This window comes from Polynucleobacter sp. HIN8 (genome assembly GCF_030297615.1).
In the GTDB taxonomy this organism is placed as follows: domain Bacteria; phylum Pseudomonadota; class Gammaproteobacteria; order Burkholderiales; family Burkholderiaceae; genus Polynucleobacter.
This window is the reverse complement of sequence record NZ_AP028139.1, coordinates 1,849,390-1,862,263: the sequence shown is the minus strand read 5'-3', so window position 1 is coordinate 1,862,263 and position 12,874 is coordinate 1,849,390. Positions and strand designations below refer to the sequence as shown.

The 12,874-nt window shown below is 46.3% G+C and carries 14 protein-coding genes and 1 tRNA gene; 7 read left to right on the top strand and 8 right to left on the bottom strand.

The genetic code is table 11. The features are described from left to right. Positions 1-20: 20 nt before the first annotated feature. On the bottom strand, positions 21-926 hold the full coding sequence (ftsY, locus tag QUE65_RS09690; protein WP_286280904.1) for a signal recognition particle-docking protein FtsY: 906 nt from the start codon (positions 924-926) through the stop codon (positions 21-23). A gap of 49 nt (positions 927-975) precedes the next feature. Here ftsY and QUE65_RS09685 point away from each other — a divergent pair, with 49 nt between their 5' ends. From QUE65_RS09685 to QUE65_RS09665, 5 genes are read left to right on the top strand one after another with little or no spacing between them, the layout of a single operon-like run. Continuing rightward, positions 976-2,394 (top strand): M16 family metallopeptidase, encoded by a 1,419-nt coding sequence (locus QUE65_RS09685; protein ID WP_286280901.1) that lies wholly within the window; start codon positions 976-978, stop codon positions 2,392-2,394. Between the two features lie 11 nt (positions 2,395-2,405). After that, a complete protein-coding gene (locus QUE65_RS09680) occupies positions 2,406-3,746 on the top strand; it encodes a M16 family metallopeptidase (protein ID WP_286280900.1) in 1,341 nt (446 codons plus the stop codon). Beyond that, positions 3,747-4,337 carry a 16S rRNA (guanine(966)-N(2))-methyltransferase RsmD gene (gene rsmD / locus QUE65_RS09675; RefSeq protein ID WP_286280899.1) on the top strand — a complete coding sequence of 197 codons (591 nt, stop codon included), beginning with the start codon at positions 3,747-3,749 and terminating at the stop codon, positions 4,335-4,337. A gap of 34 nt (positions 4,338-4,371) precedes the next feature. Next, the gene (gene coaD / locus QUE65_RS09670; RefSeq protein WP_215370392.1) at positions 4,372-4,863 is read left to right on the top strand and encodes a pantetheine-phosphate adenylyltransferase; all 492 of its coding nucleotides are present in this window, start codon (positions 4,372-4,374) and stop codon (positions 4,861-4,863) included. Positions 4,864-4,895: 32 nt separating this feature from the next. Next, positions 4,896-5,156 (top strand): YfhL family 4Fe-4S dicluster ferredoxin, encoded by a 261-nt coding sequence (locus QUE65_RS09665; protein WP_286280898.1) that lies wholly within the window; start codon positions 4,896-4,898, stop codon positions 5,154-5,156. Positions 5,157-5,161: 5 nt separating this feature from the next. Here the strand turns inward: QUE65_RS09665 and pth are convergent, their stop codons facing one another. The 6 genes from pth to QUE65_RS09635 all read right to left on the bottom strand — a co-directional run bounded on the left by pth (position 5,162) and on the right by QUE65_RS09635 (position 10,051). Then, positions 5,162-5,752: an aminoacyl-tRNA hydrolase gene (gene pth, locus QUE65_RS09660; RefSeq protein WP_286280897.1), complete on the bottom strand. Its 591-nt coding sequence runs from the start codon at positions 5,750-5,752 to the stop codon at positions 5,162-5,164. A 99-nt stretch (positions 5,753-5,851) separates the two neighbouring features. After that, positions 5,852-6,505, bottom strand: coding sequence for a 50S ribosomal protein L25/general stress protein Ctc (locus tag QUE65_RS09655; RefSeq protein WP_286280896.1), 654 nt, complete (start codon positions 6,503-6,505; stop codon positions 5,852-5,854). A gap of 104 nt (positions 6,506-6,609) precedes the next feature. Continuing rightward, entirely contained in the window at positions 6,610-7,563 is a 954-nt protein-coding gene (locus QUE65_RS09650) for a ribose-phosphate pyrophosphokinase (protein WP_215370380.1), read from the bottom strand. A gap of 34 nt (positions 7,564-7,597) precedes the next feature. Continuing rightward, a tRNA-Gln gene (locus QUE65_RS09645) sits at positions 7,598-7,674 on the bottom strand. 6 nt (positions 7,675-7,680) lie between these two features. Then, positions 7,681-8,559: a 4-(cytidine 5'-diphospho)-2-C-methyl-D-erythritol kinase gene (ispE, locus tag QUE65_RS09640; protein WP_286280895.1), complete on the bottom strand. Its 879-nt coding sequence runs from the start codon at positions 8,557-8,559 to the stop codon at positions 7,681-7,683. Further along, positions 8,552-10,051, bottom strand: coding sequence for a lipoprotein insertase outer membrane protein LolB (locus QUE65_RS09635; RefSeq protein WP_286280894.1), 1,500 nt, complete (start codon positions 10,049-10,051; stop codon positions 8,552-8,554). Before QUE65_RS09635 ends, ispE begins: the two co-directional genes overlap by 8 nt. 35 nt (positions 10,052-10,086) lie before the next feature. On the opposite strand from QUE65_RS09635, the gene mutM reads away from it, so the two are divergent. Both mutM and mutY read left to right on the top strand, forming a co-directional pair. Beyond that, positions 10,087-10,923, top strand: coding sequence for a bifunctional DNA-formamidopyrimidine glycosylase/DNA-(apurinic or apyrimidinic site) lyase (gene mutM, locus QUE65_RS09630; protein ID WP_286280893.1), 837 nt, complete (start codon positions 10,087-10,089; stop codon positions 10,921-10,923). Between the two features lie 2 nt (positions 10,924-10,925). Further along, positions 10,926-12,041 carry an A/G-specific adenine glycosylase gene (gene mutY / locus QUE65_RS09625; protein WP_286280892.1) on the top strand — a complete coding sequence of 372 codons (1,116 nt, stop codon included), beginning with the start codon at positions 10,926-10,928 and terminating at the stop codon, positions 12,039-12,041. Here the strand turns inward: mutY and rapZ are convergent. Beyond that, on the bottom strand, positions 12,002-12,874 hold the full coding sequence (gene rapZ / locus QUE65_RS09620; RefSeq protein ID WP_286280891.1) for an RNase adapter RapZ: 873 nt from the start codon (positions 12,872-12,874) through the stop codon (positions 12,002-12,004). The genes mutY and rapZ overlap by 40 nt on opposite strands.

The window sequence follows — 12,874 nt, the reverse complement described above, 5'->3', positions numbered from 1 at the left end:
TAAATACTTGATTTATATAACTATTCTACGAGCTCTTTAGCATAGGCTTGGGCTGAAAAGGGCTCCAAATCACCTAATTGCTCACCCTTGCCAAGGGCGTAGACATAGGTTTTAGGACCCTGGTTTTTGGGGGCGTTTTCTAATTCATTGCGAAGCGCACAAATTACCCCGCCCTTAGCGGTGCCATCTAATTTAGTAACGATTAAACCGTGCAGTCCTATCGCGTTCCGAAAGGCCAAAACCTGGGCAATTCCATTTTGTCCTGTATTTCCATCAAGGACCAACACCATTTGATGTGGGGCATCCGGAATCAACTTCGAAATGACTCGCTTAACCTTCTTTAATTCTTCCATGAGGTTAGTCTGAGTGGCCAGTCGACCAGCCGTATCAATTAATACGATATCCACTTGCCTTGATAGCGCAGCCTGGATTGCATCATGTGCAATAGCGCCCGCATCACCGCTTTCTTGACTAAGCACTTGAACTTGATTGCGCTCACCCCATTCTTTGAGTTGATTGCGAGCCGCTGCTCGGAATGTATCACCGGCAGCAAGCAGTACCGATTTTCCTTGAGCTTGGAAGTGGTGGCATAGTTTTCCAATGGATGTGGTTTTGCCAGCACCATTGACCCCTACGATCAGCCAAACTTCAGGCTTTGCATGGATCGCAGAGGGATTTAGGGGGTTTTCAGGGGACTCCAAGTCGCTCAAGTGATGGCTTAGTTCACTTACAAGATCGGCTTTTAAATCCTCAGAATTTGTAATGGCATGTTCTTTTGCAGATTTGCGTAGACTAGTGATTAGGAATGTCGATGTCGCAACCCCGACATCGGCTTTAATTAGTAATTCTTCTAAATGGTCAAACCAGGCCTCATCAACACGGTGACGAGTAAAAAGTGAACTAAGTGTTTTACGCAAACCAAACATTGTCGATACAATCCAAAAGAGTCATCTTAACTAGTCAAACCATGCAACCATGATAGCGAAGTTACAGTTTAGCAATCCAGCAGCAAGAACTATGGCCAGGGCATTGAGTGCCTTAGCTGCTCTCTGTTTCCTCGTTTCAGGGAATGCATTTTCTGTCCAAACGGATACGCATGAGTATCAACTCAAGAACGGTTTGCGTTTGATCGTTCGTGAAGATCATCGTGCACCCACAGTCGTTCATATGGTGTGGTATCGCGCAGGATCGATGGATGAGGTGAATGGTAAAACAGGCGTTGCCCATGTTCTTGAACACATGATGTTTAAGGGAACTAAAAAGGTGAAATCAGGTGAGTTCTCACGGATGGTTGCTGCAGTCGGTGGACGCGAGAATGCATTTACAGCCCGAGATTTCACAGGATATTTTCAGCAGATTGAGAAATCAAAGCTGGAAGAGGTGATGAGGCTTGAAGCCGATCGGATGGCTAATGTTCAATTTTCTGATGAGGAGTTCGGGCGAGAGCTGCAAGTAGTCATGGAGGAGCGACGCTTACGAACTGAGGATAACCCAACGAGTTTGATGCGCGAATTACTGATGGCAACCGCATTTATTAGCTCCCCCTATCGCCACCCCATTATTGGTTGGATGAGTGATTTACAGAATATGAAGCCCGCTGATGCGCGGCAATGGTATCGCGACTGGTATGCACCCAATAATGCAGTGGTTGTTGTAGCAGGCGATGTTAATCCACTGGCAGTGAAAGCATTGGTTGAAAAGTACTATGGACCAATTCAGGCAAAAAAACTGCCAGAGCGTAAGCCACAGGTGGAGCCTGAACAAAAAGGGGAAAAACGCGCAGTTTTGAAGGCGCCTGCTGAGAGTCCACAAATCATGATGGCATGGAAAGTTCCCAAACTGGATCCAAAAAAAATGGATGAAGTAGATCCTTATGCCTTGCTCGTTTTGTCTGCCGTTCTAAGTGGTCACGATAACTCGCGATTAAATCGAGAGTTAGTTCGTAATCAACGTCTTGCAAATAGTGCCGGGGCAAGCTATGAACTAACTAGTCGCGGACCAGAGCTATTTGAGATTGGTGCAACGGCGGCTAAGGGTCAAACGGTTCAGAATTTGGAAAAGGGCATTTTGCAGACCTTGCAAGATATTGCAAACCAAGGGGTAACTGAGGCCGAGCTAAAGCGCATAAAGGCACAGTTGCTTGCTTCACAAATCTATAAACGCGACTCCATTTTTGCTCAAGCCATGGAGATTGGAAGCTCAGAAATGGCCGGCGTCTCCTGGCGTGATTTAGATCGCATGATTGAGCGAATTCAGTTGATTCAATCCAATCAAATCCAACAGGCAATTAAGACATATTTTATTAACGATGGTTTAACCATCGTGACCCTAGATCCCCAGCCGCGTTCAATGCTTGCAAAGCCGCGTGGCATGTCAGGTAGTTTGCGTCATTAAAAGGGAAGACTATGCATCGTATTCATATCATCTGCAAAGCCTTGGTTAGCTCGATTGGCATGCTGTTGGCAGCTCAGGCCTACGCAGTATTACCAATCCAAGAGATTTCGTTGAGCAATGGTACGAAAGCGTATTTGATCCAGACCAATGCTTTACCCATGATCGATATTGAAATTAGTATCGATGCTGGAAGCCGATATGACCCAAAAAATCAAAGTGGCTTAGCAGCACTGACTGCTGCAATGCTAACCCGCGGAATTTCATGGCAGAGCGGCACTCTAAATGAGGCTCAACAAGCCGATGCGATTGCAGAGTTGGGGGCTAGTATTAGTGCGTCAGCCTCGGGTGAAAGAACCATCGTGCGTGCCCGGTCATTGAGTAAGCCGGAATTATTTAACCCATTACTTCAACTATTGGTGGCTAGTGTTTCCAAACCCATCTTTGATCAATCGATTTTGATACGTGAAAAGCAACGCGTTAGCTCAGCAATACAGGAGGGCGATACAAAACCAGAAGTGGTGCTTCAAAAACGGTTTCGCCAAGCAATATTTGGAAATTACCCCTTAGCACGATCTCCGAGTATTGAATCGATTGCAGCGATACAGGAGGGCGACCTCAAGCGATTTCATCAAGACTTCTATCGCCAAGATCGAGTGATCGTAAACCTGGTAGGGAACATTGATCACGCCGGAGCAAAACAAATTGCGGAGCAAATTATCGGGGCACTACCCGCGAAGGGACCAACCATTCCTGTTTTGCCACCATTAGAGCGCTCACTGATTGAACCTGAATCGCAGCGTGTAATACGTATTCCTTTTCAAACCCAACAAACCCACATTGCAATGGGCATGACTGCCATCCCGCGCGATAACCCTGACTATTTCCCGCTGCTCGTTGGAAATTATGTATTAGGCGGTGGCGGTTTTGTATCTCGCTTGGTTGGTGAGGTTCGGGATAAGCGTGGATTTGCCTATAGCGTGTTTAGTTATTTTCAGCCTGGGCGTGATACTGGAACGTTTGAGGCGGGTTTGCAAACCCGTAATGATCAAGCGGATCAAGCCCTAAAAGTGTTGCAAGAAACGGTTGCACGCTTTATTGAAGATGGCCCAAGCGAAGCAGAATTAGCGGCTGCAAAAGCAAATTTAATCAATGGCTATCCACTGCGACTCGATAGTAATCGTAAATTACTTGATAACCTTTCGGCAATTACCTGGAATCAGTTGCCACTTAATACCCTCGATATTTGGACACAACACGTTGCGGCCGTAAAAAAAGACGATGTACGCAATGCATTCAAACGTCATTTAGATATGCGCAGAATGATCAGTGTTCTTGTTGGGAGCGCACCATAATTGGCACTTAGCCATCGAATTCGGATTATTGGCGGTGTATGGCGTAGCCGGCAGATTCAGGTTCTAGATCAACAGGATTTGCGCCCTAGCTCTGATCGGGTTCGTGAAACACTATTTAATTGGTTGGGCCCTGACCTTAGTGGCCTAAAAGCGATTGACGTATTTGCTGGTTCTGGTGCTTTGGGTTTTGAGACTGCTTCTCGATCGGTTGATGAGGTAGTAATAATTGAAAAAGATAAACGAATCCATAACCAGCTATTGATGCAGCACCAGCTTCTTAATTCTTATCCAATTCATGGGGAAGTAAAAATCATTCTTGGAGATGGGATTTCTTATTTACAGCGTGCTGATGATCGGTCGGTTCAGTTGATTTTTTTGGACCCCCCATTTAATAAGCCAAACTTGCTGCTTAGTGCAGCACAAGAAGCAGGCCGTGTATGCGACGACCAAGGGCGGGGCGGAATTTATATTGAATGCCCTAATGACTTCAATCTAAGGGAGTTGAGCACCTTATTGCCTAATTGGACCCTGATTAAATCGATGGAAACGGCTCAAGTAAAAGCGGTATTGTTTCGCCGCAGTTCGAGCTAAACTCCTGTTTATCTCTACTAATAAGGGGGTCTTCATGACCGTTGCTGTCTATCCAGGAACCTTTGATCCATTTACCCGCGGCCATGAGGATTTGGTTCGGCGTGCTTCGAGTATTTTCACCAAGCTGATTGTTGGTGTGGCCGATAGTAAAAATAAGCGTCCTATCTTTACACTCGAAGAACGCATTGAAATCGCCAAAGAGGTGTTGAGTCATTACCCAAATGTTGAGATTGCCGGATTTTCTGGGTTATTGAAAGACTTTGCTCGAGAGCATTCTGCTCGCGTGATTGTTCGTGGCTTGCGTGCTGTATCGGATTTTGAGTATGAGTTTCAAATGGCCGGTATGAATCGGTACTTACTGCCAGATGTGGAGACTTTATTCTTGACCCCATCGGATCAGTATCAATTCATTTCTGGTACGTTTGTCCGTGAAATTGCACTCATGGGCGGCGATGTGAGTAAGTTTGTTTTTCCCTCAGTGGAAAAATGGTTGCACAAGAAGAATGCGCAAATTAAATCCACTTAAGCTATTCTGATCACTCTTATGGGGACATTAATATGGCATTAATGATTACAGACGAATGCATTAATTGCGATGTCTGTGAACCAGAATGCCCAAACGATGCGATTTATATGGGGATTGAGATTTATGAAATCGATCCCAATAAATGCACCGAGTGCGTTGGGCATTTTGATGCCCCGCAATGCCGTCAGGTATGCCCAGTCGATTGCATTCCACTTAATCCTAATTATTCCGAAACGCAAGAGCAATTACTCGAAAAATATAAACTCTTGAGCAACCTCAAACAGGCAAACTAAATCATTTAATTTGGGCCGTGCAGAATCTGCATGGCATCTTGCGTATTTCCCTCAAGAAGGAGGGGCAGAATACCAATTGCCTTCGTGATGGCTGCATCCAACTTATCTTGCTCTTCTGAACTTGGTTTTTTCAGTACGTAGTCGGCAACATCCATTTTTGCTAGATTTCCGGGTAGATCGCGTGGGTGACCAATCCCAAAACGAAGCCGCCAAAATTGAGGGCTTGATAAATGCTGTTGGATATCTTTAAGGCCGTTATGACCGCCATTACCCCCGCCTTGCTTAAGACGAGCTGTTCCAGGTTTGAGGTCGAGCTCATCATGAACTACCAGAACTTCCTTGGCCCCGATCTTATGAAAGCGACACAAGGGACCCACCGCTTCACCGCTAAGATTCATGAAGGTATCTGGCTCTAGTAAGTAAATATCATGACCCTTAATTTGGATTTTTGCGACTCGTCCATTAAATCGCTTTTCAGCTTGAAGAGATTGTTTGCATTGAGCCGCAAGACGGTCGACAAACCAAAATCCTGCATTATGACGATCGGCCTCATGCTTTGATCCAGGATTTCCAAGTCCAACAATTAAACGAATCATTTTTATCAGTAGATTGAAGCTAGGTGATCCAACTATAAACGACTTCAATTGGGCAATAAAAAACCCGCATGAAGCGGGTTTTTCTGGGAGTAAAACAATTTAGCTTTTTGCTTCTTTCTCAGCAGCTGGAGCGGCGGCCTCAGCAGCTGGTGCAGCTTCGGCTGCGGCTGGTTCGGGTTCCGCTTTAACGGCTGGTATACGAGCATTCGCAATCACCGGATTTTCTTGCTCTACATGAAGAACTAAGCTCACGCCTTTGGGCAGAGTAACTTCTTTGGCATGAATCGATTGGCCGACAACGATTTTGCTAAGATCAACTTCCAAGAATTCAGGAAGATCGCCTGGTAAACATGTGATTTCGATTTCATTGGCAACGTGGCTGACAACTGCGCCACCAAACTTGACTGCCTCTGATTCTTCGGCGCCCTTGAAGTGCAGGGGAACGCGCATATGAATTTTCTCAGTGGCGGATACGCGTTGGAAATCAACGTGCAAAACCAATGGTTTAAATGGATGCATCTGGTAATCACGCAATAAGGCTTTTTGTGATTTACCGTTTAATTCGATATCCAAAATGGATGAGTGGAAAGCCTCTTTACGCAAAGCGTGAAATAAAGCGTTGTGGTCTAACTCGATTGCGCAGGGAGATTCTTGCTTTCCGCCATAGATAATTCCGGGGGTTTTCCCAGAATTGCGCAGGCGGCGGCTCGCACCAGTGCCCTGTACGCTACGTTCAAATGCAACTACTTTCATGATGACTCCAAATTAAGGGTTAATTTCCGTCCGCGACCAAACGGAAAGCCTTAAATTATAGCTTGAAAGAGTAAAAATTCGGTAGGAATCAGTTGCTTACGTAGCTATTCAGCAAAAAGCGACATGACAGAATCGCCTTTGGTGATTCGCAAAATGGTCTCTGCGAGGAGAGGGGCAACACTTAACTGCCTGATTTTATTGACTGATTTTGTATCTTGATTTAGTGGAATTGTGTCAGTAACCACTAACTCATCAATTTCAGATTCTGCAATACGGGCGGCAGCACCACCGGACAGAACTGGGTGGGTGCAATAGGCTGTAACGCTCTTAGCGCCGCGTTCTTTAAGAACCTCAGCCGCCTTACACAGGGTGCCGCCTGTGTCAATAATGTCGTCCATGATGACGCAGTGGCGGTTTTCCACCTCACCAATTAAATGCATTACTTCAGAGACGTTGGGCTTTGGTCTACGTTTATCAATAATTGCCAAATCACAGCTTAATTGCTTAGCAAAGGCTCTAGCGCGCACCACACCGCCAATGTCTGGGGATACTACCGTGAGATCGGGCTGATTTTTTGCTCGTAGATCCCCTAAAAGAACGGGAGATGCATAGATATTATCGACTGGGATATCAAAAAATCCTTGGATCTGGTCTGCATGCAAGTCCATGGTGAGCACGCGTTCAACGCCAGCAACGGATTGCAGCATATTGGCAACAATTCTGGCTGAAATCGCAACCCGTGCAGAGCGTGGACGGCGGTCTTGGCGCGCATAGCCAAAGTAGGGAATAACAGCGGTAATTCGGTTGGCTGATGCCCTTTTAAGGGCATCAATCATGATCATGAGTTCCATCAGGTTGTCGTTGGTGGGATCACAGGTCGACTGGATTACAACGACATTCTTGCCGCGAACATTTTCCTGGATTTCAACCTGGATCTCACCATCGGAAAACCGACCAACAAAGGCCTTTCCGAGCTGTAATTGCATCTGGCTAGCAACTGCCTCTGCAAGGGTGGGATTGGCGTTGCCAGTGAAGATGGTGAGCGCGTCAGAGTTCATGGTCTTAACTAGTATTGGTTAACCAGCATAACAGTGGCAGGGGAGGAAGGACTCGAACCCTCGCATGCCGGAATCAAAATCCGGTGCCTTGACCAACTTGGCGACTCCCCTACTGCCTCATACTGATAAAACCGAATTGTAAGCGGGATTTTGTTTTAGTCCCCGAACAAGCCGACCCACCCACCCTGAGGGAAGATTGAGCATCTTTTGTTCCAGATCGTATCGCTTGATCGATTCTGGTAGGACGGCAAACACACTACTACCCGATCCAGACATTCGACGAGTAGCATCTGGGAGCGTTTGAGCTAACCAATTTAATGCTCGATTTACTTCAGGGCAGAGCTCACAAGCTACTGGTTGTAGGTCGTTTGTGAATTGCCCAACAACACCAGTATTTGCGAGAAAATCCATCATTGTAATCGGAGCATGATTTCGGGTCAATCGATCGGATTGAAAGACGGTTTGGGTTGACACGGACTGTCCTGGAAAAATGATTAGGAACTCTTGATTTGGTAAATCAATGCATTCAAGTTGCTCGCCAATTCCCTGTACAAATGCATTGTGACCAAATAAAAAGAATGGCACATCGGCACCTAACTGCAATCCAAGTTCACTCAATTCAGTTTTAGGGAGATGAAGGTTCCAGAGTTGGTTCAAAGCAATCAACACGGTGGCCGCATCGGATGATCCTCCACCTAAGCCTGCCCCAATCGGAATGTTTTTTTCAAGATGAATTTCAACTCCGTATGGATAGTTCGTGTGGCTTTTCAGTAACTGGGCAGCACGCACTACCAAATCTTTTTCAGGGGGAATAGTTGGGTTGCCGCCATGTCGAATAATTGTGTTTCGATCGATCGTACTAAAACACAGTCGATCACACCAATCTACCAACTGAAACACCGATTGAAGTTCGTGATATCCGTTTGGACGTCGACCAGTTACATGAAGAAATAAATTAATTTTGGCTGGAGCAAGAAGCTCGAGGTGATTACTCATTCACTTGATCAAAAATTAAGCGCACATCAATCGAGCCAGTATTCGTATTTCTGATCATGGTGAGGCGCTCGATCTTCTTGTTTTCATTCCACACGTAGGCCAAATCCCATCCATCTTGGGAGATACGCTTTACTTGACCCTGATTATCACGTTCAAGTCGCGCCGGGCTGCCGGCACGTAATTGTCCATTGAGCCAATTGGATAAACCCCGCGCAGGAAGTGGTAACCCTAAGGTATTCTGAATTAAGGTATCTGCATCAATGGCACTCACTTTTTTGCCATCCCGTTCTAGGATCGCTTCACCGGGGTTAATTGTAATTTTGGCAATTGCGCCGCCCATTGGCCCTCGAATTTCTAGGGTGTCGCTTAAGCCATTTTTGGTGAGAGTAAAGCTACCCGATCCGCCTTGATTATTGTTAGTAGGTCGATCACTTGCTCTCACTGCAAAACGACCATCCCATTGACTGGCGACGATATCCATGGAGATTGCCCAAGATGGTTTTAGGCGCTTTAAGGTCTCCAGGAGGGTGGCATTATTCGCATCGATTAGCTCGCCTTGTCGCCAAGCTTCCTCTGCTTCAATGGGGCGATTTAGGATCCACAGCACTTCGCCAAGATGGGCAGCAATATCTGCCTCAGGTTTAATCCGAAATGCGTCTTGAAGCTGTTTTAAGGCAAGTTCTTTATTGCCTAAGCGAAAATTAACCCAACCCAAACTATCTAAAATAAAGGGATCTTTGGGATCTAGGTTATGGGCTTTAAGGATAAGCTCATAGGCATTTTTAAGTCGGATGTTTCGGTCGGCTAAGGAGTACCCAAGCGCATTGAGTGCTTGAATATCATTTGGATTGCGCTCGATGATGGTTCGTAACGTTTTTTCCATCACCTCAAACTGACCAGACTTTTCGGCTGCTAGAGCATAGGTATATAAAATTTGTGGATTGGTAGGGGGCGGAACCAGGGCCGCAACAATTCTGTAATACGCGTTTAAAGCTGCACCCTCATCTTGAGCCCGACTCAATAAGCTCTGCCACTGTTGCAAAATTTGTTCACGCTCTTTAAGGCTTTGTGCCTTTAGAAGGGCGATCGCTGGTGCTACAGCATCAGACCACCGTTGATTGAGCATTAGCAGAGTGACCAATACTTCTTTAGGCTTACTTTGACCAGGCTTTGATAATTGATCCCAAGTTTGTGCAGCGATTAAAGCAAGATCCGCCGCATTTGCTGCAATTGCAATCTCCATCGCGCGTTGAGCTAAGGCGGGATCGGCGGTTTGGCGTGCCAGACTTAAGTAGGTCTGATAGGCCAATCCAGCCTCACCACGTTGTAGAGCAATTTCAGAAGCAAGTATTTCAAACACCTGCTCACTCGTGGCCCCTTTGGTCTGTGCTGAAGTGAGTGGGATAAAACCCAAAGAGCAGCACCAAGCAGCCCAAAGCAATAGATGCTTCAGACGCAGTTTTGCCAAAATGAAAGTAAATCGGTTACCCATCAGCACATTCTAATCCCCGAAACTACAATATACCGATGCCAGAATTACCAGAGGTCGAAGTCACTCGCTTGGGAATCAAGCCACACCTAGAGGGGCGCCAGATCACTCATGTGGATGTAATTGATGGGCGACTGCGTTGGCCTGTTCCTAGGGGCTTGCCAAAAATTCTGAAGGGCCAACGGCTTGATGTGATCGAACGCCGAGGTAAGTATTTATTACTCAAAATGACCAATGGCTACTTGATCATTCACTTGGGTATGACCGGGGTACTGCGTGTGCTAGCGCACAAGGATCCCCTAAAGCCACACGATCGGGTCGTGATTCATTTCGATCAACTTACTTTACGACTCCACGACCCCCGAAAATTTGGCGCTGTCTTATGGCACCCAGCCACCAAGGGCGATGTACTGCATCACCCTCTAATTCAAAAATTAGGGCCGGAGCCGCTTGCCGAGGAGTTTGCTGGGCAATTGGGTGCGACACGTTTACATCAGTATTCTCGTAAGCGGAGTATTTCAGTAAAAGCGTTTTTGTTGGCTGGCCAAGCGGTGGTTGGCGTCGGCAACATTTATTGCTCGGAATCCTTGTTTGAAGCGGGGATTCACCCGGGCGTATCCGCTGGTAAGTTAACCAAAGCTCAATGTGAGCGGTTGGCCCATGCTGTCCGAACCATTTTAAAGAGAGCCATTGCAGCCGGTGGAAGTAGCCTGCGCGATTTTGTGGATGCGCATGGTGAACCGGGTTACTTCATGATGCAAACTAAAGTTTACGATCGAGCTAATGAACCTTGTCGGGTCTGTAAAACACCGATTCGGCAAATTACCCAGAATCAGCGCTCGACCTACTATTGCCCTCAGTGCCAAAAACGATAGGTATGGGATTTCGTTTCTCCCAGGCTTTGATACGTTGGTCAAAGCAATATGGTCGTCAAGGTCTGCCCTGGCAAGGTCACAAAGACCCATATGCAATTTGGGTTTCGGAGATTATGTTGCAACAGACCCAGGTTAGCACGGTGATCGAGCGATACCCACTTTTTATGCGTCAATTTCCAACGGTTAAAGCACTGGCAATCGCAGATTTAGATGCAGTCATGGCCTTGTGGAGTGGATTAGGGTACTACTCGCGTGCGCGCAATCTTCATCGCTGTGCACAAGAGGTCATGGCAAAGTATGCAGGGAAGTTTCCCAATACAGCCGAAGAGCTTGAGACATTACCTGGGATTGGCCGATCCACGGCAGGTGCGATTGCTGCCTTTGCATTTGAGGAGCGTGCTCCAATCCTCGATGCCAATGTTAAGCGAGTGATTAGTCGTTTCTTTGGCATTACCAGTGATCAGCAAAGGAACAAGACTGTGCAATTACTTTGGGAGCATGCAGGCGCCATTCTTCCTAAGTCAAAGTCTCAAATGCCCCTATATACACAAGCGCTTATGGACTTTGGTGCTACTTGGTGTACTCCGAAGACTGCCAAATGCCTAAGTCAGGACCGGTCGTGCCCAATGATGAGTGAGTGCAAAGCATATGAACTTGGTCTGGTGAATCGCATTCCAGCAAAAAAGAAGAAAAAGCCATCCCCAATATTCACAACCCACATCTTTTTGATTCGTCATCACGATGAGGTGTTGCTTGAGAAGCGACCTGTAAAAGCGATTTGGGGTGGTCTTTATTCTTTGATCGAGACCCCTTGGGAGCCTTTAGCCGAAAAGATCATTCACCCGAAATCGATTGATGTCAAAGACTTACTGAATCAAACTTGCCTTGCAAACCATCTATCCAAAAACGATATAGACTCGATCGCTTTAATTGAAGAGAGTCATAGAATCGAGCATGTTTTTAGTCATCGTCGTCTGCAAATGCAACCTTGGGTCATTCATCTCAAGCGGAAATGGCCATGCGCAGGCGCTTCACTCAATTGGGTTTGCACTAGTCGATTGATGGAGTATGGCTTGCCTCAGCCAATACGAACCTTTTTAGAATCTAATTCACGATGACGCTCTAAGACGTACACGTCTTTGATTGCTGCCTTAGAAAAAAATTGCTGCAACTGATGGACGAGATAGACTGATCGATGCTGTCCGCCTGTGCAACCAATTGCTACGGTGAGATAGCTGCGACCATCTTTTAGATAATGCGGTAACCATTTTTGGATATGCGACTCAATATCGGTCAGCATTTGTGAGACTTCAGGAAACTGACATAAGTAATCAGCAACCGCTTGATCTAAACCATTTTGATCGCGTAAGGCTACTTCGTAATGGGGGTTTGGGAGGCAACGAACATCAAAAACAATATCTGCTTCACTGGGTACACCCCCTTTAAATGCAAATGACTCAAATATCAGCGCCAAACCAATAGGCCTCTCTTTTAATTGATCGGCAATCCAATGTCGAAGGGTGTGGGCTGGAATGTGTCCAGTGTCAATTTGTTGAGCTTCATTGGACAAAGGAGCAAGCAACTCCCGCTCTTTTTCAATCGCATCAATTAAGGTGCTCGATTGATTGGGATGGGAAAGTGGGTGACGGCGGCGTGTTTCTGAGAAACGCTGAACTAAGGTATTCGTGTCCGCATTTAAAAATAAGACATCAACCTGATGTTGATGACGTAGCTTTTTTAGAAGTGCAGGTAACTCAGATATCGACGCACCGCGCCTAGCATCAATTGCAATCGCAATATACTGACAGCGCTCACCTTCCATTGTCTCAATCAATTGTTCGATCAGTGATACCGGTAAGTTATCAACGCAATCGTATCCAGCATCCTCAAATGCGCGTAATGCGACTGATTTTCCAGAACCAGAGATACCCGTAATGAGTTGGATACGCAT